Source organism: bacterium (assembly GCA_035307765.1).
Classification (GTDB): domain Bacteria; phylum Sysuimicrobiota; class Sysuimicrobiia; order Sysuimicrobiales; family Segetimicrobiaceae; genus Segetimicrobium.
Window position 1 is genome coordinate 26551 of the sequence record DATGHU010000015.1, and the last position, 22823, is coordinate 49373.

The window sequence follows — 22823 nt, forward strand, 5'->3', positions numbered from 1 at the left end:
CGCACAGTATAATTATTCGAACTGGGCGGCGGGGTGATTGGGATGGCGGCTCGGGTCAGCGTGATCGGCGCGTCAGGATACGGCGGCGCGGAGGCGGTGCGTCTCCTGGCGACGCATCCGGAGATCCGGCTCGTCCACGTCACCGCCGAGACGCAGAAGGGCCGGCCGATCGCCGATCTCTACCCCAACCTGCGCGGGTTTGTCGATCTGACCGCGGAGGCGCTGGATCCCACGGCGATCGGCGCGGAGTCCGACGTGGTCATCGTCTCGCTGCCGAGCGGGAAGGCGATGGCGGTCGTGCCCGAGCTGCTCGAGCGCGGGGCGAAGGTGATCGACGTCGCGGCGGACTTCCGGCTTCATGACCCGGCGCTCTATCCGGTGTGGTACAAGTTTACGCACGATGCGCCGCGCTACCTGGCCGAGGCGGTCTACGGGCTGCCCGAGCTGCACCGCGCGGCGATCCGGACGGCCCGCCTCGTCGCCGACCCGGGGTGCTACCCGGCCGCCGCGCTCATCGCGCTGACCCCGCTGGTGCGCGCGGGCGCGGTGCGCCGCGAGGGGATCATCATCGACGCCAAGTCCGGGGTGTCCGGGGCCGGGCGCGGCGGGAAGTCCGGCGGGTACGGGTTTGCGGACACCAACGAGAACGTGCACGCCTACGGCGTCGCGGAACACAATCACACCGCGGAGATCGAACAGGAGCTGTCCGCCCAGGCGGGGGGGGAAGTCCGCGTCACCTTCGTGCCCCACCTGATCCCGATGACGCGGGGCATTCTCGTGACCGCGTACGCACCGCTCCGCCGGGCGCTGGGGACGGACGAGGCGCTGGGACTTTACCGCGCGGCCTATGCGGGAGAACCGTTCGTCCGCGTCCTGCCGGAGACGGCGCTGCCGGAGACCAAGGCCACGCTGGGGAGCAACTACTGCGATGTCGCCGTGCGCGTGGATTCCCGGGCGAACATGGCGGTGGCGATCGCGGTCCTCGACAACCTCGGCAAGGGTGCGGCCGGGCAGGCGGTCCAGAACCTGAACCTGATGCTGGGCCTGCCGGAGACCACCGGGCTCCGGGTCCCCGCGCTATTCCCGTAGAGGAGGGACGGAAGATGGCCGGAACGGTGACGCGCTTGGTCCAGGGAGGGGTGACGTCGGCGCAGGGCTTCGTGGCCGCGGGGGTGCACTGCGGCATCAAGGCTCAGAAGAAGGACCTCGCGCTGGTCGTGTCGCGCGTCCCCGCGGCCGCGGCCGGGGTCTTCACCACCAACAAGGTCAAGGCGGCGCCCGTCGTGCTGGACATGGAGCGGATCCAATCCGGGCAGGGTCGAGCGGTGCTCCTGAACAGCGGCAACGCGAACGCCTGCACCGGCGAGCAGGGGATGCGGGACGCGCGGGAGATGGCCCGGCTGACCGCCGAGCACCTCGAGGTCGCCGAGGAGCTCGTGTACGTCTGCAGCACCGGCCCGATCGGCGTCCCCCTGCCGATGGACGCGATCCGGCGGGGGATCCCGGAGGCGGTGCGCCACCTGGGGGCGGACTGGCTGGCGACGGCGGAGGCGATCCTCACTACCGATACCGTACCGAAGACGGCCGCCGTCCAGGTCGCCCTCGGCTCGCAGCTGATTACGGTGGGCGGGATGACCAAGGGGGCGGGGATGATTCACCCGTTGATGGCGACGACGCTCACCGTGCTCACGACCGACGCCGCCGTGGCCCCAGCGGTGTTGCAGGGCGCGCTCCGCGTGGCGGTCGATCGATCGTACAACCGGATCACGGTGGATGGCGATCGCAGCACGAACGATACGATCCTGCTCTTTGCCAGCGGCGAGGCGGGGGCGGCGGAGATCACCGGCCCGGGGGAGGGATTGGACGCGTTTCAGGCGGCGCTCGACACCCTGACCGTGGGGCTGGCCAAGGCCATCGCCCGGGACGGGGAGGGGGCGACGAAGCTGATCGAGGTCGCGGTGGCGGGGGCGCAGAACGATGAGGACGCCCGCCGCGCGGCGTTCGCCGTGGCGAACTCGCCCTTGGTGAAGACCGCGATCCACGGCGCGGGGGCCAACTGGGGGCGGATCCTGGCCGCGGTGGGGTACTCCGGGGCCGACGTCCAACCCGAGCGCGTCACCGTCCGGATCGGCCCGGTGGTCGTCGCGGAGCGCGGCGCCGGGGTGGGCGGGCCCGAACGTATCGAGGCCGCCGGCGAGCACCTGGCCGGCGAGCACGTGCATCTGGGGGTCGACCTCGGTCTCGGGCGGGGAGAGGCAACCGTGTGGACCTGCGACCTGTCGGAGGAATACGTCAAGGAGAACGCCGGTGACCTCTCCTAGGCTGTCCACCAGCGCCGTGGCCGAGCAGGGGGCGGTGATCGCCCGGGGGCTCCGCTATGTGAGCGCCTGGAAGGGGAAGACGGTGGTGGTCAAGTACGGAGGCAGCGTGCTCGACTCCGGCGGCGAGAGCACTGTGGGGAGGGATCTCTCCCTGCTCAAGGGGGCCGGGATCCATCCGGTCCTCGTCCACGGCGGCGGCCCCGAGATCACACGCCTGCTGGAGCGGCTCGGCAAGAAGTCCGAGTTCGTGCAGGGGCTGCGCGTGACCGACGCGGAGACCATGGACGTCGTGGAAATGGTCCTCGCCGGCCGCACGAACAAAGCGCTGGTCTCGATGATCATCCGCGAAGGCGGGCAGGCCGTCGGGCTCAGCGGGAAGGACGGGCGCCTGCTCGTGGCCCGCAAGCACGGCGGGGAGATCGACCTCGGCCAGGTCGGCGAGGTGCACGAGGTCCACCCCGACCTCGTGGTCCAGTTGAGCGACCAAGGGTACATCCCCGTCGTCGCCTCGTTGGGGATCGGGGAGGACGGGACCACCTACAACCTCAACGCCGACACCGCGGCGGGGGCGCTGGCGGTGGCCCTGGGGGCGAGTAAATTCGTGCTGCTCACCGATGTGGAGGGGGTCTACCGGGACTACGATGGGACGCGCGAACTCATCTCCGAGCTCCACGCCGGGGAGGTCGACGCGCTGGTCGCGGACGGCACGATCAGCCGCGGCATGCTCCCGAAGATTGAGGCGTGCCTCGCCGCTATCCGCGGCGGCGTGCCCAGCGGCCACATCATCAACGGGGCGGTACGGCACGCGCTGCTGGTGGAGTTGTTCACCGAGCGGGGGATCGGCACGATGCTGCTCCCCTGACCGCCCGGTTCGGATGCGGGTCCCGTCGCGGGGGAACGGTGCGGGGGGGTCATGGGGAGCGCGGACAGCGCGGGAGGCGATGGACGGCACGGCCCGTCGGGCAACGGATGGAACGCCATCACGTCTAGGGTGGGGTGAGAGATGACGACACAGGAGACGATCGACCTCGCGGGACGCGTACTGTCGCCCAACTATCGCCGGCTGCCGGTCGCGTTCGTGGAGGGGCAGGGGATGCGGCTGTGGGACGCCGAGGGGAGAGAGTATCTCGATTTTGTCGCCGGCATCGCGGTCGACGTGCTCGGCCACTGCCACCCCCACCACGTCCGGGCGATCCAGCAGCAGGCGACGCGGCTGATCCACGTCAGCAACCTCTATCAGATCCCGCAGCAGGCCGAGCTCGGGGCCGCCCTCGTCGAGGTGACGGGGATCCCCCAGGGCCGGGTCTTCTTCTGCAACAGCGGGACCGAGGCCAGCGAAGCCGCCCTCAAGCTCGCGCGAAAGGCCGCACGCCAGACCTTCGGCCGCGATGCGTTCGAAATCATCGTCGCCGACCACGGGTTCCACGGGCGGACGATGGGGGCGCTTTCGGCGACGATGGTGCCCCGGTATCACGAGGGGTTCGAGCCGCTCGTGCCGGGGTTCGTGTCGGTTCCGTTCAACGATCTCGGCGCCGTGGAGCGCGCGATCACGTCCAAGACGGCCGCGGTGTTCATGGAGCCGGTCCAGGGCGAGGGCGGGATCAACCCCACCAGCGACGACTATCTGCGCGGGCTGCGGCGGCTGTGCGACGAGCGCAAGGTGTGGCTGATCCTCGACGAGGTGCAGACCGGGTTCGGCCGGACCGGCAAGTGGTTCGCCTACCAGCACGCGGGGATCACGCCGGACATCGTGACGCTGGCCAAGGGGATGGGCGGCGGGGTGCCGATCGGGGCGATCGTCGCGCGCGACGAGCTGGCGCGGGCGTTTCAGCCCGGCAGCCACGGCTCGACCTTTGCCGGCGGGCCGCTGGTCTGCGCGGCGGCGCTGGCCGTGGTGGCGGCGCTGCGCGAGGACAACCTCATCGAGCACAGCGCCGAGATGGGCGAATACCTGATGGCCGGGCTGCGGGCGATGCGGAAGACCCACCCGGAGATCACCGAGGTGCGCGGGCGCGGCCTGATGGTCGCGATCGGGTTGACCATCGCGTCGGAACCCGTGGTCGCGGCGTGCCTGGCGCGCGGGCTCCTCGTGAACAACGTCCAGCCCAAGGCGGTCCGGTTCGTCCCGCCCCTGATCGTGGAACGGGGGGACATCGACGAGGCGCTCCGGCTCCTCGATCAGGCACTGACCGCGGTCGACGCGGAGACCGGGAAGACGGCGGCCGGCCCCGCCCCGGGGAGGTGAGGACCGTGCCACAACCCACACGGGTCGCCCTGGCCTACAGCGGGGGGCTCGACACATCGGTGATCATCCCCTGGCTCAAGGAGCGGTACGGCTGCCAGGTGGTGGCCGTGGTCGCGGATGTCGGCCAGGGGGACGACTTCGACGAGGTGCGGACCAAGGCCCGCCGCAGCGGCGCCGACGCGGTTGAGGTCGTGGACGTCCGCCTGCCGTTCGTGACCGACTACATCTTCCCCGCGCTGCGCGCGGACGCGATCTACGAAGGGCGGTACCTGCTGGGCACGTCGCTGGCCCGCCCGCTGATTGCGCGCGTCCAGGTCGAGGTGGCGCTCGCGGAAGGGTGCGACGCCCTCGCGCACGGGTGCACGGGGAAGGGGAACGACCAGGTCCGGTTTGAGCTGGCGTACCAGGCCCTCGCCCCCTCCCTCGCCGTGATCGCGCCGTGGCGCGAGTGGACCCTGGGATCGCGCGAGGAGGAGATCGAATACGCACGCGCGCACGGCGTTCCGGTTCCCGTGACCAAGGAGAAGCCCTACAGCATGGACCAGAACCTGTGGCACCTCAGCTTCGAGAGCGGGGTGCTGGAGGACCCGTGGGCGGAGCCCCCGCGCGGGATGCACCGCCTGACCGTCGATCCCGAGTCCGCGCCGGCGGCGCCGGCGTACGTCGAGATCGGCTTCCAGCGCGGCGCCCCCGTGACCGTGGATGGGCACCCCCACGACCCGGTCGAGCTGGTCTCCGCGCTCAACCGGCTCGCCGGCGCGCACGGGGTGGGGCGGGTGGACATCGTCGAGAACCGGCTGGTCGGCATGAAGAGTCGGGGCGTGTACGAGACCCCTGGGGGAACGGTCCTGTCCGAGGCGCATCACCACCTGCAGACGGTGACGCTTGACCGCGACACCCAGCACTACAAGGCGCTCGTGGCGACCAAATACGCCGAGCTCGCCTACAACGGGTTGTGGTACTCGCCGCTCCGCCGGGCGCTCGACGCATTCGTCGCCACGACCCAGGAGACGGTGACCGGCACGGTTCGGGTGAAGCTGTTCAAGGGATCGGCGACGGTGGTGGGCCGCAAGGCCCCCCGGTCGCTCTACAGCCACGATCTGGCGACCTTCGGCCGCAGCACCGGCTACAACCAGGGCGATGCGGAGGGGTTCATCCGGTTGTTCGGGCTCCCCTCCAAGGTATTCGCCGAGATCAACCCCGAGCTCGCCCGCGACCTCACCGTCCCGCGACCCAAGGTTCCCAGCCCCGGCCGGGGGTCGGATCCGGCCCCGAGGGCCTAGCGTGCCCGAGGCGCGGAAGGACCCCAACAACGACCCCGCGACGTCGCGGATGTGGGGCGGGCGCTTTCGCGGCGAGCTCGATCCGCAGATCGCCGCGTTCACCACCTCGCTGCCGTTCGACCAACGCCTGTACCGCGCCGACATCCTCGGCAGCATCGCGCATGCCACGATGCTGGGGCGTTGCGGGATCCTTGGCGTTGAGGAGGCCGTGCAGATCGTCCGCGGCCTCAGGGAGATCCTCTCCGAAGTGGACGCCGGCCTCCTGCCGATCCAGGGGGCGGAGGACATTCACACGTTCGTGGAAGTCACGCTGCGCGCGCGGATCGGAGACGCCGCCCGGCGGCTCCACACCGCCCGCTCGCGGAACGACCAGGTGGCCACCGACCTCCGGCTCTACCTGAAGGCGGAGATCGTGAAGATCGTGGGGCGGACGGTGGCCCTGCAGCAGGTGCTGCTGGCGATGGCCGAGGCCCAGCCGTCGGTGATCATTCCCGGGTACACCCACATGCAGCGGGCGCAGCCCGTCCTCCTCGCGCATCACCTGCTGGCGTACGTCTGGATGCTGCATCGCGACGTGGGCCGCTTCCACGACACGTTCACCCGGACCGACGTCCTGCCCCTCGGCGCCGCGGCGCTGGCCGGCACGTCCTACCCGATCGACCCGCGGATGGTCGCGGCGCTCCTGGGATTCGCCCGGGTGGCCGAGAACAGCCTGGACGCCACGGCCGACCGGGACTTCGCCGTGGAGTTTGTGTCCGCGAGCGCCATGCTGATGATCCACTTGTCCCGGCTGGCGGCGGAAATCATTCTGTGGGCGACCGCGGAGTTCGGGTTCATCGAGCTGCTCGACACCATCAGCAGCGGCAGCTCCATCATGCCGCAGAAGAAGAATCCCGACGCGGCGGAATTGGTACGCGGGAAGGCCGGACGCGTGCTGGGCGATCTCGTCACCCTGCTGGCGACGCTGCGGGGGCTCCCGCTCGCCTACAACAGCGATTTGCAGGAGGACAAGGAAGCGGTCTTCGACGCCGTGGACACGACCAACGCCAGCCTGCAGGCGATGGGGCTCATCCTGCATGGCGTGCGCATCAACGAGAAGGCGATCGCGGCGCGCCTGCGCGGCGGATTCATGGGCGCGACGGAGATCGCCGACGAGCTGGCGCGGCGCGGGATGCCGTTCCGGGACGCCCACGAACTGGTCGGCCGGATCGTGCTCTACGCACAGGAGCAGGAGCGGGAGCTGTGGGAGCTCACGCCCGAGGAATACCGGCGGTTCAGCCCGCAGCTCGATGCCGCCGTCGTCGCGGCGACGACCCCGGCCGGGGCGGTCGCCCGCAAGCGATCCCCCGGGGGGACCGCGCCGGAGCGCGTCCGGGAGCAGGTTCAGGCCGTCCGCAGCGCCATCACCGAGAACCTCTCCTGGCTCGCCTCGCTCCCCGCCATCCCCGTGGAACGCGAGGCCGGTGCCGACATCCCGCCGGCCAAGCGGGGCCAGGGACGCTGACGATGGCCGCGGGGCCCGCGCGGCGGACGCCCGGGCGATCCCGACAGCGCGGCGCGGCGGGGGCCCGGGCGCCGCGGGACGCCGGCCGGGCGGAGCGCGATCGGCGAATCCGGGAGATCATCGCCGATCGCCCGATCGGCACCCAGGAGGCACTCGCCGCCGCGCTGCGACGGCGGGGGCTGGCGGTGACCCAGGCCACCGTGTCCCGGGACATCCGCCGCCTCGGGTTGGTCAAAGCCCCCTCCGGCGAGGGGCCGCTCCGGTACGTGACCCCGGAGCGGCCGTCACCGGTCGACGTCTTGCGGCGGCTGCGGCACGCCGCGACCGAGTTCGTCCTCTCGCTCGATGCCGGGGAGGATCTGGTGGTGGTCCGCACCTTGACGGGGCGCGCAAACGCCGTGGCCGCCGCGATGGACGAGATGCGATGGGACGATGTGGTCGGCACCATCGCCGGCGACGACACGATCCTGGTCGTTCCCCGCCGCCGGCCGGCACGCGACCGGATCCTGACCCGGCTTCGTGCGCTGATCGCGGGCGGATCGATCGATCGGGCCCGGTGACCCCCGCTGGCTCGAGACCATGCCGGGGACCGCACCGCCGAGGGCCCCGCGGCCGCTAGCAGGGGTCAGACCGGGGTGAGCCGAACGGAACCCCACAACCGGCTGTGAGCGCCGCGCAGGCGAGGACCCGTACATGGATGTGTGGGTCACGAACTTACAGCACAAGGTCGCCATCGAGACGAGCTTCATCCGGGAGGTCGTCACCGCAGCACTCCGACTCGAGGGACAACAGCGTCCTCGAGATGTCAGCGTGGCGCTGGTCGATGATGCGTACATCCGGGTCCTCAACAACGAGTACCGTGGGGTGGATTCTCCCACCGACGTGCTCGCCTTCCCCATGGAGAGCGACAACAGCGGCCACGGCGAGCCCGCCCTCGGGGACATCGTGATCTCGCTCGAACGGGCACGCGACCAGGCCCGGCAGTTCAAGCACCCCATCCGCCATGAGATCGCCCTTCTGGCGGTGCACGGTCTGCTGCACCTGATGGGGTACGAGGATGACACCGATGCCGGCGCGTCGCTGATGTGGTCGAAGCAGAAGCAGTTGCTCGATACGATCCTGAGGACCGAAGCGCGAGACCGGCGGTAGGTGATCCCGGGACTTCATCCCGTCCGGTCCTTCCCGCAGGCGCTCGCCTGTGCGGTCCGCGGGCTGCGCCTCGCCGCCCGGACGCAGCGCCACTTTCGCGCCCAGCTCGTCATCGCCGCCGCCGCGCTCCTCTTCGCCGGATGGACGGGGCTCGGCTCAACCGAGCTCGCCGTGCTGGCGGTCACCGTCGCCATCGTCCTGGGGGCGGAGCTGCTGAACACGGCGGTGGAGATGCTCACCGATCTTCTCCATCCCGACCGGGGGCCCGCGGCGGCCGCGGTCAAAGACGTGTCGGCGGGGGCGGTCCTGGCGGCGGTGGTCCTGGCGGTCGCGGTGGGGACGCTGGTGTTTCTGCCGCGCATCACCGCCTCCGCCGCCGACGCCGTGCGCGCGGTTCCCCTCGGGCTCACCCTCTTGTGCCTGGTCGTCTTCATCGCCGGCGCGCTGCGCGGGCGCTAGCCTGGCGCACCGCGCGAGAGGGCTCTGGGGGGGTATGTTATAATTGACGACGTAGCCATGACCGCATTTCTGCGCCCCGCTCACCGCGTCGAGGAAGGATAGGTTGACGCGCCTTGGAGTCCTCCAACCTTAGCCTCCGGATCTGGCTGCTCTTGGCCCTGATCGTGTGTTCGGCATTTTTCAGCATATCGGAGACCGCGCTCTTCGCCGCGAACCGGGTGCTGCTGCGCCAGCGGCGGGCGCAGGGGGATCGGCGGGCCTTCGCCGCGTATGCCCTCCTCAACCAGGGCGGGGAACTCCTGACGACGCTGCTCGCCGGCAACACGATGGCCAACGTGGGCGCGTCCGTCTTGGCGACCTCGATCACCCTCTCGCTGTTGGGGCGGCGCACCGCCGAGTGGATCGCCTTCCTCGGGACCACGCTCCTGCTGCTGATCCTGGCGGAGATCGCCCCGAAGACCCTCGCCGTCCGCAACCCCGATCGGCTGGCGCTGCTGGTCGCCGCCCCGATCGGGACGCTGATGCGGATCTTTATCCCCCTGATCCGGGCGCTGTCCATCGTCGCGACCACGCTGGTGCGCCCCTTCGGCGGGCACATCACGCCCCGGGCGCCGCTCGTGACCGAGGAACAACTCCGGTTTCTCGTTCAGGTCGGGGAGGAGGAGGGGGTGATCGAGGAAGGGGAGCGCGAGATGATTCACTCTATTTTCAAGTTCGGCGACACGGTGGTGCGCGAAGTGATGCGCCCCCGCGTGGACATCGCCGCGGTCCCCGCCGATGCCACGATCAATCGGGCGCTCGCCCTGATGAATGAGCAGGGGCACTCGCGCCTGCCGGTGTACGAGGGCACAATCGACCACATCGTGGGCGTGGTGTATATCCGGGACCTGGTCCCCGCGCTCCGCCACGGACGGCTGGAGCAACCGGTCGGGGAGCTCCGGCGCCCGGCCTTCATCGTCCCGGAGACGAAGAAGGTCGACGACCTGTTCAAGGAGATGCAGCAGAAGAAGGTCTCGATGGCGATCGTGATCGACGAGTACGGGGGGACCGCCGGTCTCGTGACCGTGGAAGACCTCCTCGAGGAGATCGTGGGCGAGATCCAAGACGAGTACGATCTCGAGGAGAAGCCGATCCAACTCTTGGACGACCGCACGGCGGTGGTGAACGGCCGCATCCACCTCGACGACGTCAACGAGCTGTTGGGCATCCAGCTGCCGATGGACGAGGTGGATACGGTCGCCGGCCTGGTCTACTCGCTGTTCGGGCGCGTGCCGGTCCAGGGGGAGGTGATCACGCTGCCGGGTGCGGAACTGCGGGTCGAGAAAACCCTCGGTCAGCGGATCACCCGGGTTCGGATCACGCGCGCCACTTCCGCTCCCCCGCAGGCAGCGGCTCCGCTGTGACCCACCGGCTGCGCACCTACTTCTTTGCCGGGCTCCTGGTCCTGATCCCGCTGGTGGTGACGATCGGCATCCTTTCTTGGATGTTCAACTTCCTCGACGGCTTCCTCGGACCGGTCATCTACGAGAAACTCGGCCACCCCCTGCCGGGGCTGGGGCTGATCGCGACGGTCCTCCTGATCTTCCTGATCGGGCTCGTCACCACCAACATCGTGGGCCGCCGGGTGATGGGCGGGCTGGACAAGGCCCTGCAGCGGATCCCCATCGTCCGGAGCATCTACTCCACGACGAAGCAGATGAGCGACGCCCTCCTTCAGGCCAGACCGGTGAACCTGCAGCAGGTGGTGTTGGTGGAGTACCCGCGCCGCGGGCTGTATCAGATCGGGTTCCTCACCGGCGTGATCGAGGGCGCGCTGCAGGACGAATTGGCGGCGAAGGCCGGCGAGCGGTTGTTCAACGTGTTCGTCCCGGCGACCCCCAACCCGATGTCGGGGTATCTGGTGCTGCTGCCGGAGGGCGACATCCAGCCCCTGCGGATCAGCGTGCAGGATGGACTGCGGCTCGTGATCTCCGGCGGCATCGCGACCAACGTGCTGCCGCAGGGCCGGGCGCGGTCCGCGCCTCACCGGTAACGCTGTGTTAGAATTCAGGGGATGCATCGCACCGCGGGGCGGGGTGATGCGGGAGGGGCCGAGCGATGACCGATTTTGAGCGGTACATCCTCGACGAGTGGGGCGAGGATTACCGCGGCGGGCGTCTCAGCCGTCGGGAGCTGCTGCGGCGCACGGTAGTGCTCTCGGGTGGGGTCGCGGGCGGGATCGCCGCGCTGGCCCGCTTGGGCGTCGACGCCTCGACGGAGGAGGTCGCGGCGGCCGCCTCCTCGCCCGCTCCACTGCGGGCGCAGGCCGCCGCCGTCACCGTCCCGGCCGACGACCCGGCGATCGAGGCGAAGCCGGTGTCCATCCCCATGGGCGGGACCACCCTGCTGGCCTACCTCGCGCTTCCGCGGACCGCGCCCAAGGCACCCGGTGTGAGCGTCGTGCACGAGAACCGCGGATTGCTGGAGCATCACAAAGACGTCGCCCGCCGTCTGGCCAGGGCCGGCTACGGCGCCCTGGCCGTCGATCTCGCCTCCGCCCAGGGGGGGACGGACAAGTTTGCCGACTCCGCCGAGGTGTCGGCGCTGCTGGCGAAGACGCCGCCGGATCAACTGGTCGCCATGCTCAACACGGGCGTACGGTACCTGCAGGGCCTGCCGCGCGTGCGGGGGGACCGTCAGGGGATCGTGGGGTTTTGCTTCGGTGGGGGCCTGGTGTGGCGCACGGCCACCCAGAACTCCGATCTGCGGGCCGCGGTGCCCTTCTACGGCCCCAATCCCCCGCTCGCGGATGTGACGAGGATCCGGGCCGCGGTCCTGGCGTTCTACGGCGCCCTGGACACCTTCGTCAATCCCGGCATCGCCGCGATGCGGGAGGCGCTCGACAAAGCGGGGGTGACCTACGAGATGCGTATCTACCCAGGCGCCGGGCATGCCTTCTTTCACGACGGACAGTCGAGCTACAATGCGGAGGCGGCCAAGGACGCCTGGGGTCGCACTCTCGCCTGGTTTGGGCGGTGGCTCTCATGACCGCGGCGAAGCGCGCCACACGGTCCACCCCGGCGACCCGCCCTCGGAAGCGGCCTCCCGCGGAGCGACCCGTTCGGCTGCCGAAGGCGCAGATGCGCTTGGTGCGCGCGGCGGCCCGGGCACGGCGTCGCGCCTACGCGCCCTATTCGCAGTTTCCGGTGGGGGCGGCGGTGCTGTCCGCCGACGGGTCGGTCTACGTGGGCTGCAACGTCGAAAATTCTTCGTACGGGTTGGCCCTCTGCGCGGAGCGGGTCGCGATCCACACCGCGGTCGCGAACGGCCGCCGGCGGCTGATCGCGGTGGCGGTGGTCGGACCGACCGGCATCACCCTAACGCCGTGCGGGGCCTGTCGGCAGGTGATGGAGGAGTTCGGCGTGCAGAGCATCATCCTCGCCTCTCCGCGGGGCGCCCCGACCGTGGTCACGCTCCAGTCGCTGCTCCCCAGTCCATTCACCCGGGCGTCGTCCCGGGGCCGGCATGCCGGTCTATAAGGCGGAAGCGATCGTCCTCCGGCAGCAGATGCTCGGCGAGGCGGATCGCATCGTCACGCTCTTCACCCGAGAGTACGGGAAGGTGCGGGCGTCGGCCAAGGGCATTCGTCGGCCGACCAGCCGCCTGGGCGGCCGGATCGAGCCGTACACGCATGTGCGCCTCCTGCTCGCCCGCGGGCGGGCGCTGGACGTGATCGCGCAGGCGGAGGTCGTGGAGGCGTTCGCCGGGGTGCGCGCGGATCTGATTCGATCCGCGTACGCAGCGTACATGGTTGAGCTGATCGACCGTGGCCTTGCCGACCGCGATCAGCACGAGGAGGTCTTCACGCTGTTCCGAGAGACGCTGGATGCGCTCGACCAGGCGCGCGAGGATGATGTGGAGATCCTGGCGCTGCGGTTCGCGCTCCGCCTGGCGGGACTCCTCGGGTACCAGCCCGAGGCGGCCGCCTGCGTGGAGTGCGGCCGGCCGCTCCCCCGCACCCAGGGCACGGTGGAGGGGTGGGCGTTTAGTTCGCCGCGGGGCGGCGCCCTCTGCCCGACCTGCCGGGTGGGGGAACCGGAGGCGATCGTCACGCCGCCCGGGATGCTGGCGATGTTCGACTACCTGGGGCGGGCGGACGATGCGCAGGCGCAGCGGCTGCGCATGACGGTGGGACAGCTCGGCGAGCTGAGCCGGTTGGTCCAGAGCCACCTGGAGTACCGGCTGGAGGTCAAACTGCGCGCGCCGCTGGTGATCCGGCGTCTCCGGGAGACGCTCGACCCGGTCCCCACCCCCTCGCTTTGACCCATCTGCCCCGCGTGATAAGATAGGCCTGCGGAGGTGGTCGCATGGAGATCGACCTGGAACGAACGAAGCGTGCGATTGCCCAGTTCGGGGCGGCGGTCGATGAGATCCGGCGTGCGGTGCGTCCCGGGCGGGCGGGGGTCGTGCGTGTCAATACCGACGACCGGGTGATCGAGCTGCCCCTGACGTGGGCCGCGGCCGCGTTCGCCGCGCTGGCCGTCGCCACCATTCTGAGTTCGGTGCCGCTCCGACGAGAGCGCGAGGAAGAGCCGCTCGGCATCGGCTGACCCACCAGCGCTCGCGCCTTGGTTTCGGTCGCCTCGAGCGTTCCGAACGGTCCCATTGCGGACGTGCGTCCGGCACGGGGTGATGGCTCGATTTCCCGATCCCGCCGCGGCCCTAGAGGGAGGGGTGGATGGATTTCCAAGACGTGATCATTGCCCTGGAGCGTTTTTGGGCGGGATACGGCTGCGTCATCGCGCAGCCGTACGACGTGGAGATGGGGGCCGGGACGATGCACCCGGCGACGTTCCTGCGGACGCTGGGCCCGGAGCCGTGGAAGGTCGCGTACGTGCAGCCGAGCCGGCGGCCGGCCGACGGCCGGTACGGGCAGAATCCGAATCGGCTCTACACGCACCTCCAGTACCAGGTGATCCTTAAGCCCACCCCGGCGGACGTGCAGGACCTCTACGTCCGCAGCGTCCGTGCGCTCGGCATCAACCCGCTCGACCACGACCTGCGCTTTTTGGAGGACAACTGGGAGGCGCCGACCCTCGGCGCGTGGGGGTTGGGGTGGCAGGTATTCCTCGACGGCCAAGAGATCAGCCAGTTCACCTACTTCCAGCAGGTCGGCGGGTTGGAGGTTCCGGCGATCTCCGCGGAGTTGACGTACGGCCTGGAGCGAATCGCGCAGTTCATCCAGCGCAAGGACAACGTGTTCGACCTGACCTGGGCCCCCGGGATCACCTACGGGGAGATCCGCCAGCAGGAGGAGTTCGAGCACTCCACCTACGCGTTCGAGACCGCGGACGTCGCGATGCTGGGGCAGCTGTTCGAGGCCTACGAGCGCGAGGCGCAGCGGTTGCTCGACGCCCGCCTCACCTCCCCGGCCTACGAATATGTCCTCAAGTGCTCGCACGTGTTCAACCTGCTCGACGCGCGCGGTGCGGTCGGGGTGGCGGAACGGGCGGTGCTGATGGGTCGGTGTCGCGCCCTCGCCCGCCGGTGCGCCGAACTGCACCTCGCCCGGCGCGAGGAGATGGGCTGGCCGCTGCTCAAGGGCCGCGTGCATGCCGCCTAAGCTCAGGCGTCCGCTCCGCCGCGCTCCCCGCGGCCGCTCGTCGACGCCGCGGCCGTCTCGCCTCGTGTTCGAGTTGGGCACCGAGGAACTTCCCCCCACGGCGGCCTGGGACGGCGCGGCGCAGATTCGCGAAGCCGCCCCTCTCGCGCTTCGCGCCGCCCGGATTCCCTGCGGGGCGGTGGCGGCGTACTCCACACCCCGCCGGATCGTCCTGGTCGTGGAGGACGTTGCTCCGCGCCAAGAGGATCTCGTCCGGGAGGTGCGCGGTCCGGCGGCGCGCGTGGCCTACGCGCCGGACGGGAACCCGACCAAGGCCGCGGAGGGGTTTGCCCGCGGCCAGGGGCTGCCCGTCGAGGCGCTGGAGCGGCGGACGACCCCCCAGGGCGAGTACGTGTACGCCGTCCTGCGGTCGCCGGGGGGTCCCACCGGCCAGGCGCTCCGCGAGGTGCTGCCGGCACTCGCGGCGGGGCTGACGTTCCCCCGGCCGATGCGGTGGGGGCCGGAGGGGGTCCGCTTCGCGCGCCCGGTTCGGTGGGTGCTCGCGCTCCTGGGGCGCCAGGTCATCCCCTGCCGCTTTGCGGACGTCGAGGCGGGCCGCCGCACCTACGGCCACCGCGTGCTCAGCCCGCGAGCCTTCCCGGTCGCCGAGGCGTCCGGGTTCGAATCGACGCTGCGGAAGCACTTCGTGATGCTTGATCCGGCGGACCGCCGCGAGCGGATCGCCGAGGCGGCGGCGCGCGTTGCGACACAGGTCGGGGGCCGTCCGATCCTCGACTCCGAACTCCTGGAGGAGACCGTGCAGTTGGTGGAGTGGCCCGAAGCCCTGGTCGGCCGCTTCGCGCCGGAGTTCCTGGCCCTGCCGCGGGAAGTGCTGATCACCGTGATGCAGCATCATCAGAAATACTTCGCGGTCGAGGACGCCCGGGGCCAGCTGCTGCCGAACTTCGTGGCCCTCCGCAACGGGGGAACCCGGGGGTTGGAGACCGTCCGGCAGGGAAACGAGTGGGTGCTCCGCGCGCGGCTGGCGGACGCGCGGTTCTTCTTCGCCGAAGACCGCAAGCGCCCGCTGAGCGCTCGGGTGCCCGAACTCACCGGCCTGGTCGTTCACGAACGGCTGGGCACGATGCGCGAGAAGACCGACCGCCTCGTGCGGCTTGCCGGCCGCTTGGCTGCGGCGCTGGCGATCCCGGGTGAGCGGGGCCTCGCGCTGGAGCGGGCCGCGCTGCTCAGCAAGGCCGACCTCGTCACGCAGGTGGTGAGGGAACTCCCCGAGCTTCAGGGGGTCATCGGGAGCATCTACGCCCGGCTGGACGGGGAGCCCGCGGCGGTCGCGGAGGCCCTCCGCGAGCAGTACCTGCCCCGGGGAGCCCAACTGCCTCAGTCCGAACTCGGCGCGGACCTCGCCCTGCTCGACAAACTCGACACCCTGCTCAGCGGGCTCGCCGCCGGATTGGCCGCCAGCGGCTCGCAGGATCCGTACGGCCTCCGCCGGGCCGCCGCCGGGATCGTCGCCATCGTCCTCGACCGCCATCTCCGGCTCGACCTGCGGGAATTCTCCCGCGCGGCGCTCGAGGACCTCACGCCCGCCCTCGACCCTGCGCGCCGGGCCGCCGCGCTGGACGGGGTGATGGATCTTCTCCGCCAGCGGCTGCGGACGGTTCTGATCGAAGGTGGGATCAGTTACGACACCGCGGACGCGGTCCTGGAGGCCGGCGCGGCCGACCCGGCGGACGCCGCGGCCCGGGCGCGCGCGCTGTGGGCGTTTCGGAAGCGGGCGGAGTTTGCGCGGCTCTACACCGCGTTCGATCGGGCGGCGCGCATCGTGCCGGGTGATTTTCAGGGCCGCGTGCACGCCGAGGCGCTCCAGGTGGACGCGGAGCGCAGTCTCCTGGCGGCGATCGAAGCGCTCGAGTCCCCCGGCGCCGCGGCGTCGGCCGACCTAGGACCGGCGGAGACGGTGCGCCACTACGAGCAGTCGTTTCGCCGACTCGCCGCACTCGGCGATCCCGTCGACCGGTTCTTTACCGATGTCCTGGTGATGGCCGAAGACGGAACGGCGCGGGCGAACCGACTCGCGCTGCTCGCCCGCGTCGTCGGGCTGGTGCGGCCGCTTGCCGATCTAACGCGCGTGGTCGTTGGAGAAGGAAAGGCTTCCCCGGATTCCTAAGTAGATACGGTTGGTCTATGAATGTGAGGTGACACCGATGGCGATACGCACGCTCGCCAAACCCACCCGCCGCCGGACCGCGGCCCGCCGGGCCGCCCGGGGGGGCAGGGTGTCGGCCCGGAAGCGCATCTGGCTGTTCGAAGAGGGGAACGCGTCCCTGCGCGATCTGCTCGGCGGCAAGGGGGCGGGACTCGCGGAGATGAGCCGGGTCGGGTTGCCGGTACCGGCGGGATTTACGATCACCACCGCGGTCTGCAACGAGTACAACGCCAAGGGGCAGGTCTTCCCCTCGGGGCTGATCGGCGAGGTCCGCCGCGCGCTGGCAACGGTGGAGCGCAAGATGGGGAAGCGGTTCGGGGACCCCAAGAACCCGCTGCTCGTTTCCGTGAGGTCGGGCGCCAAGTTCTCCATGCCGGGCATGATGGACACCGTCCTCAACCTCGGCCTCAACGAGGAGACCCTGCGCGGGCTGGGGAGCCTCACCGGGGACGAGCGGTTCGCCGAGGACGCCCACCGGCGGTTCGTCCAGATGTTCGGGAAGATCGTCCTCGACGTGCCCGGGGACAAGTTCGAGGCCATCATCGAGTCGCGCAAGCGTCGGGCGGGGGCGCGGGTCGACACCGACCTCGGGGTGCACGACCTCGCCGAGATCGCGCGGGAGTTCAAGGCGCTGATCAAACGGGAAAAGGGTGTCGACTTTCCCGCCGACCCGTGGGATCAGCTGGAGATGGCGATCCGGGCGGTGTTCGATTCCTGGATGGGCAAGCGGGCCGTCGACTACCGCAACTTCAACAAGATCCCGCACGACCTCGGCACGGCCGTCAACGTTCAGGCGATGGTCTTCGGGAACATGGGGACCGACAGCGCCACCGGCGTGGCGTTCACCCGGAACCCCGCGACCGGGGAGAAGCGACTCTACGGGGAGTACCTGCCGAACGCGCAGGGTGAGGACGTCGTCGCGGGGATCCGAACCCCGCACCCGATCTCCCAGATGGAGCGGGAGATGGGCGGGGTGTACCGGCAGTTCCAGGACGTCGCGAAGATGCTGGAGCGGCATTACAAGGATATGCAGGATCTGGAGTTCACCGTGGAGCGGGGGAAGCTCTGGATGCTGCAGACCCGCACCGGCAAGCGGACCGCGCAGGCCGCGGTGAAGATCGCGGTGGACATGGTCAAGGAAAAGCTGATCAACAGGGACGAAGCCCTGATGCGGGTGGAGCCGGAGCAGATCTACCAGCTGCTGCTGCCGCGGTTCGACCCCGATGACAAGGCCGCCGCGGAGCACGAGGGCCGGCTGCTGGCCCGCGGCCTGAACGCATCCCCGGGGGCGGCGACCGGGGTGGCGGTCTTCGATCCGGACACGGCGGTGGAGATCGGCGCCGCCGGGCAGTCGGTCATCCTCGTCCGGCCGGAGACGAACCCCGAAGACGTCCACGGCATGCTGGCCGCGAAGGGCATCCTGACGGCCCGCGGCGGCGCGACCAGCCACGCCGCGGTGGTGGCCCGCGGGCTCGGCAAGCCCTGCGTCGCCGGCGCGGAAGCGCTGCGGGTGGACCCGCACGCACGCCAGCTGAGCGTCAACGGCCGGGTCGTCCACCAGGGCGATTTCATCTCGATCGACGGCACGACCGGCGAGGTGTTCGGCCGGGCGATCCGGACGATCGATCCCGACCTGAGCAAGGAACAGGACCTTCAAACCCTCCTCGGGTGGGCGGACAAGACCCGTCGGCTGGGGATCTGGGCCAACGCGGACTATCCCCGGGACGCGGCGCGCGCCCGCGAGTTCGGCGCCGAGGGGATCGGGCTGTGTCGGACCGAGCACATGTTCTTCGAGGAAGACCGTCTGCCGATCGTCCGGCGGATGATCCTCGCCGACGGCGAGCCGGAGCGGCAGCGTGCGCTTGACGAGCTCCTCCCCATCCAGCGCGAGGACTTCATCGGGATCCTGCGCGAGATGGCGGGGGACACCGTCGTCATCCGGTTGATCGACCCGCCGCTGCACGAGTTCCTCCCCCGGTACGACGAGCTGCTCGTCGAGGTCACCGAGCTCCGGGTGCGGGGAAACGATCCCCGCGCCCTGGAGGAGAAGGAGCGGCTCCTCCGCGCCGTCGCGGCGATGCGCGAGCAGAACCCCATGCTCGGACTGCGGGGGATCCGGCTGGGGATCCTGTTCCCCGGGATCATCGACATGCAGGTGCGGGCGATCCTGGAGGCGACCTGCACGCTGGCCAAGGAGGGGATCAAGGCCCACCCCGAGATCATGATTCCGCTGATCGGCCACGTGAACGAGCTGCGGGTCGTGGAACAGCGGGTCCGGCCGCTGGCCGATCGGGTGATGAGCGAGCAGGGGGTGCGGGTGCGGTACAAGTTCGGCACGATGATCGAGATCCCGCGCGCCTGCGTGGTCGCCGACGAGATCGCCAAGCTGGCGGAGTTCTTCTCGTTCGGGAGCAACGACCTGACCCAGCTCATCTACGGATTCAGCCGGGACGACGCCGAAGGCAAGTTCCTCCTCCGCTACGTGAATGACAAGATCCTTCCGGAGAACCCCTTCCAGGTCCTCGACGTGGTGGGGGTGGGGACCCTCATCGACATGGCGGTCAAGCTCGGGCGGAAGACCCGGCCGGACATCGAACTGGGGATCTGCGGCGAGCACGGGGGCGATCCGGCGAGCATCGAGTTCTGCCACAAGGTGGGCCTGACGTACGTGAGCTGTTCGCCGTACCGGGTGCCGACCGCCCGGCTGGCGGCGGCGCAGGCGGCATTGCGGGAGAAGCGGGCGCGGGCCGAACGCGACCGCTAGCCGCCGCGCACGCGGAGGGCGGGACCGGTCGGGCAGGAACTCGCCAGGGGGGGCCGATGAACCCGCGCGAGACGACGGAGGCGTGGGAGGAGCAGATCCTGTCCCCGCACGCCGCCAGGAGTGCGCGGTCGCGGGGCCGGGTGCGCCCCGAGCCCAAGGATCCCCTGCGCACCGATTTCCAGCGGGATCGGGATCGGATCATTCACTCCAAGGCGTTCCGCCGCCTGATGCACAAGACCCAGGTCTTCCTCGCCCCCGAAGGCGATCACTACCGGACGCGGCTCACCCACACCCTCGAGGTCGCCCAGATCGCGCGGACGATCGCGCGGGCGATCCGGATCAATGAGGATCTCACCGAGGCGATCGTCCTGGGGCATGACCTGGGCCACCCCCCGTTTGGCCACGCCGGCGAGGAGGCACTCAACCAGGCGATGGCGGGCCACGGCGGGTTCCGGCACGACCTGCAGAGCCTGCGGATGGTGGAGCTCCTCGAGCGGCGTCGGGCGAAGGACGGGACCTACCAGGACGGGTTGAACCTGACCTGGGAAGTTCGAAACGGCATCGGCGGGCACTCCAAAGGCGCCTCCGACATCGGCATCTTCCCCGATCTCGAAACGACCCCGCCCCAGAGCGGCCCGGAAACCGTCGAGGGGCAGCTGGCGCGGGTCGCCGATCGCATCGCCTACGTCAATCACGACACCGATGACGCGATTCGGGCGGGGTTGATCAACGAGCGGGACATCCCCGCCGGCGTGCGCGCGGTTCTCGGGGAGACCCGGGGAGAATGGCTCGACACGACCGTGCGGGACATCGTCGACCGCTCCGCCGGCGTCGGGCGCATCCAGATGACCGAGGAGGTCCGGATCGCGCTCAACGGCCTCAAGGACTACCTGTTCGCCATCGTCTACCAAGGCTCGGCGGCGAAGGCCGAGGTGGGCAAGTCCCAGCGACTGCTGCGGGACCTGTTCGACTACTTCATCGAGCACCCCGACGAGATCAGCCAGGAATCCCGGCGGCTGCTCGACGAGGGCGAGGTGACGGTTCAGCGGGCCGTCTGTGATTTTCTCTCCGGCATGACCGACCGGTTTGCCATCCGGACGCAGGAGCGGCTGTTCGTCCCCCGGACGTGGGAGAGCTTCTGATGGGCCGCGCCGTAGGCCTCCTGACCATCGGGCAGGCGCCCCGGCCGGATTTGATCGAGGAGTACGAGCGGGCCCTCCCGACCGCCCGGCTCGTGCAGCGGGGGGCGCTCGATGACCTCGGCGACTCGGAGATCCTGGATCTCGCCCCCGGCCCCGGAGACGACGTGCTGGTCAGCCGCCTTCGGAGCGGTCGCGAGGTGCGGCTGGCCCGCCGACATCTCGAACCCCGTTTGCAGCGGTGCCTCGAGGAGTTGGCGCGAGAGGTGGACCTGACGGTGCTCCTCTGCACCGGGGACTTCCCTGCGGTGCGCCCGCCCGGGCTCGTGCTCGTGCCGCAGCGGGTGCTGCACCACATCGTCGCCGCCCTGGTGGACGGGCTGCGGGGGGACGGCCGCGCGGCCCGGCCGCTCGGCGTGCTGCTGCCCGATCCGGCGCAGGCGGCGTCGGCCGAGCGCCGCTGGGCGGACCTCGGTCGCGTGGTCACCGCCGCGGCGTCGCCGTACCAGGGCCCGGAGGCACTCGAGGCCGGGGGGGAAGCGCTGCGGGACGCCGGCGTCGCCGTCGTGGTCATGGACTGCATCGGCTACACGCGAGCGATGCGGCGCACCGTGTCGCACCTCGTCGGGGTGCCGACGATTCTCGCAAACGCCGCGGTCGCGATGATCGCGCGCGAGGCGGTGGAGGGGGCAGCATGAGGACTGCGGACGAGTACCGGGCGAGCCTGCGGGACGGGCGGGTCGTCTACTACGGGGGCCAGCGCGTGGGGGACGTGACGGCGCATCCGGCGCTGCGGGTGGCGGTCGATCACGCCGCGCTCGACTATCAGATGGCCGCGGACCCTCGTTACCGATCGCTCGCGGTCGTCCCGCGCCCCGGCGGCGGGGAGATGAGCCGGTATTTTGCGCTGCCCAAGACCGCGGACGACCTCCTGGCGCGCATGGAGTTGATCGAGACCAGCACGCGGCTCGGCGGGACGATCGTGCCGCTGCTGAAAGAGATCGGCACCGACGCCCTCCTCGCGCTGCACCTCGTGGCCCACGATCTCGACCGGGCGCGCGGCACCCAGTACCTCGAACGGGTCCGGACATTCTACGCCCACTGCCGGGATCAGGACCTGGCGATGGCGGTCGCCCAGACCGACGTGAAGGGCGATCGCGGGGCCGGCCCCAGCGATCAGGCGCACCCGGATTACTACGTCCGAATCGTGGAGGAGCGCGCGGATGGGATCGTGGTGCGCGGCGCGAAGGTCCACACTTCCGTCAGCATGAACGCCAACGAACTGATCGTGCTCCCGACGCGCGCGCTGGGGGAGCGCGATCGCGCCTACGCCGTGGCCTTCGCCATCCCGGTGGCGACGCGGGGGCTGACGCTCGCGGTCAGTCCCTACGGGGGACACGCCACCTCCTCGTTCGAACACCCCCTGTCGAGCCGGCACCGGATGACGGAGACGCTCACCGTTTTCGACGACGTGTTCGTGCCGCGCGACCGGGTCTTTCTGCAGGGGGAGTGGGAGTACGCCGGGCCGCTCGCGAGGACATTCGTCGAGTTTCACCGGTTCACCGCGGTGTCCTACAAGCTTCCGCTCGTGGACCTGTTCGTGGGCGCCGCCTACCTGATCGCCCGGTACAACGGGATCGAACGCGCCGGCCACATCCGGGATAAGCTCACCTGGCTCGTGGCCTACGCGAGCACGCTCCGGGCGCTCACCCGCATGGCGGCGCTGGACTGCTACCGGGGGGCGCTGGAGATCGCCATCCCCGATCCCGGCACCGTCAACATCGCGAAGCTGCACTTCGCTACTCAGTTTCACCGCGCGGTCGCCGATGTCCAGGAGATCGCCGGCGGCCTGCTCGTCACCGGTCCCGGCGGGGCGGACTGGGAGGCCCCGGCCCTGCGCCCCCTCATCGAGCGCTACCTCGGGGGAAAGGGGGTCGGGGCGGAGGCCCGGCTGCGGCTCCTGCACCTGATCTCGGATGTGACGACCTCGGCCCTGGGAGGCTACCACGCCGTCCTGGCGATCCACGCGGAGGGATCGATCGAGGCGGAGAAGCTGACGATTTATCGGACGGCCCCGGTGGAACGATGTGTGGCGCTGGCGAAGGAGCTGGCCGGGATCGCCGACTGAGCCTGGACCGAGGGGGGCACGCC

The 22823-nt window shown here is 70.4% G+C and carries 21 protein-coding genes; all 21 read left to right on the top strand.

The window, feature by feature from the left end; all coding sequences use genetic code 11:
- Nucleotides 1-42 precede the first annotated feature (42 nt).
- The 21 genes from argC to VKV57_05270 all read left to right on the top strand — a co-directional run bounded on the left by argC (nucleotide 43) and on the right by VKV57_05270 (nucleotide 22800).
- The gene (gene argC / locus VKV57_05170; GenBank protein ID HLW59299.1) at nucleotides 43-1089 is read left to right on the top strand and encodes an N-acetyl-gamma-glutamyl-phosphate reductase; all 1047 of its coding nucleotides are present in this window, start codon (nucleotides 43-45) and stop codon (nucleotides 1087-1089) included.
- Between the two features lie 14 nt (nucleotides 1090-1103).
- On the top strand, nucleotides 1104-2321 hold the full coding sequence (argJ, locus tag VKV57_05175) for a bifunctional glutamate N-acetyltransferase/amino-acid acetyltransferase ArgJ (GenBank protein HLW59300.1): 1218 nt from the start codon (nucleotides 1104-1106) through the stop codon (nucleotides 2319-2321).
- Nucleotides 2308-3183, top strand: a complete 876-nt coding sequence (gene argB / locus VKV57_05180; GenBank protein ID HLW59301.1) for an acetylglutamate kinase — start codon at nucleotides 2308-2310, stop codon at nucleotides 3181-3183. Before argJ ends, argB begins: the two co-directional genes overlap by 14 nt.
- Nucleotides 3184-3324: 141 nt before the next feature.
- A complete protein-coding gene (locus VKV57_05185) occupies nucleotides 3325-4566 on the top strand; it encodes an acetylornithine transaminase (GenBank protein HLW59302.1) in 1242 nt (413 codons plus the stop codon).
- A gap of 5 nt (nucleotides 4567-4571) precedes the next feature.
- Entirely contained in the window at nucleotides 4572-5849 is a 1278-nt protein-coding gene (locus tag VKV57_05190) for an argininosuccinate synthase (protein ID HLW59303.1), read from the top strand.
- 1 nt (nucleotide 5850) lies between these two features.
- A complete protein-coding gene (gene argH, locus VKV57_05195) occupies nucleotides 5851-7353 on the top strand; it encodes an argininosuccinate lyase (protein HLW59304.1) in 1503 nt (500 codons plus the stop codon).
- A gap of 2 nt (nucleotides 7354-7355) precedes the next feature.
- On the top strand, nucleotides 7356-7913 hold the full coding sequence (gene argR, locus VKV57_05200) for an arginine repressor (GenBank protein HLW59305.1): 558 nt from the start codon (nucleotides 7356-7358) through the stop codon (nucleotides 7911-7913).
- 133 nt (nucleotides 7914-8046) lie between these two features.
- The gene (ybeY, locus tag VKV57_05205; protein ID HLW59306.1) at nucleotides 8047-8502 is read left to right on the top strand and encodes an rRNA maturation RNase YbeY; all 456 of its coding nucleotides are present in this window, start codon (nucleotides 8047-8049) and stop codon (nucleotides 8500-8502) included.
- Entirely contained in the window at nucleotides 8503-8961 is a 459-nt protein-coding gene (locus VKV57_05210) for a diacylglycerol kinase (GenBank protein HLW59307.1), read from the top strand.
- Nucleotides 8962-9074: 113 nt separating this feature from the next.
- Complete coding sequence (locus tag VKV57_05215) at nucleotides 9075-10364, top strand: hemolysin family protein (protein ID HLW59308.1); 1290 nt, start codon at nucleotides 9075-9077, stop codon at nucleotides 10362-10364.
- Nucleotides 10361-10993, top strand: coding sequence for a DUF502 domain-containing protein (locus VKV57_05220; protein HLW59309.1), 633 nt, complete (start codon nucleotides 10361-10363; stop codon nucleotides 10991-10993). The genes VKV57_05215 and VKV57_05220 overlap by 4 nt, the downstream gene beginning before the upstream one ends.
- Nucleotides 10994-11058: 65 nt before the next feature.
- Nucleotides 11059-11988 (top strand): dienelactone hydrolase family protein, encoded by a 930-nt coding sequence (locus VKV57_05225; GenBank protein HLW59310.1) that lies wholly within the window; start codon nucleotides 11059-11061, stop codon nucleotides 11986-11988.
- A 92-nt stretch (nucleotides 11989-12080) separates the two neighbouring features.
- Nucleotides 12081-12479, top strand: a complete 399-nt coding sequence (locus VKV57_05230) for a cytidine deaminase (GenBank protein ID HLW59311.1) — start codon at nucleotides 12081-12083, stop codon at nucleotides 12477-12479.
- Nucleotides 12466-13263 (top strand): DNA repair protein RecO, encoded by a 798-nt coding sequence (gene recO / locus VKV57_05235; protein ID HLW59312.1) that lies wholly within the window; start codon nucleotides 12466-12468, stop codon nucleotides 13261-13263. The genes VKV57_05230 and recO overlap by 14 nt, the downstream gene beginning before the upstream one ends.
- A 44-nt stretch (nucleotides 13264-13307) precedes the next feature.
- Nucleotides 13308-13550, top strand: a complete 243-nt coding sequence (locus VKV57_05240; GenBank protein HLW59313.1) for a hypothetical protein — start codon at nucleotides 13308-13310, stop codon at nucleotides 13548-13550.
- A 128-nt stretch (nucleotides 13551-13678) separates the two neighbouring features.
- Entirely contained in the window at nucleotides 13679-14563 is an 885-nt protein-coding gene (gene glyQ, locus VKV57_05245) for a glycine--tRNA ligase subunit alpha (GenBank protein HLW59314.1), read from the top strand.
- Nucleotides 14553-16730 carry a glycine--tRNA ligase subunit beta gene (gene glyS, locus VKV57_05250; protein ID HLW59315.1) on the top strand — a complete coding sequence of 726 codons (2178 nt, stop codon included), beginning with the start codon at nucleotides 14553-14555 and terminating at the stop codon, nucleotides 16728-16730. The genes glyQ and glyS overlap by 11 nt, the downstream gene beginning before the upstream one ends.
- A gap of 37 nt (nucleotides 16731-16767) precedes the next feature.
- Nucleotides 16768-19533 (top strand): pyruvate, phosphate dikinase, encoded by a 2766-nt coding sequence (gene ppdK, locus VKV57_05255; GenBank protein ID HLW59316.1) that lies wholly within the window; start codon nucleotides 16768-16770, stop codon nucleotides 19531-19533.
- 56 nt (nucleotides 19534-19589) lie between these two features.
- Nucleotides 19590-20675, top strand: coding sequence for a deoxyguanosinetriphosphate triphosphohydrolase (locus tag VKV57_05260; protein HLW59317.1), 1086 nt, complete (start codon nucleotides 19590-19592; stop codon nucleotides 20673-20675).
- On the top strand, nucleotides 20675-21370 hold the full coding sequence (locus VKV57_05265; GenBank protein ID HLW59318.1) for an AroM family protein: 696 nt from the start codon (nucleotides 20675-20677) through the stop codon (nucleotides 21368-21370). Before VKV57_05260 ends, VKV57_05265 begins: the two co-directional genes overlap by 1 nt.
- Nucleotides 21367-22800 (top strand): 4-hydroxyphenylacetate 3-hydroxylase N-terminal domain-containing protein, encoded by a 1434-nt coding sequence (locus tag VKV57_05270; GenBank protein HLW59319.1) that lies wholly within the window; start codon nucleotides 21367-21369, stop codon nucleotides 22798-22800. Before VKV57_05265 ends, VKV57_05270 begins: the two co-directional genes overlap by 4 nt.
- Nucleotides 22801-22823: the final 23 nt, after the last annotated feature.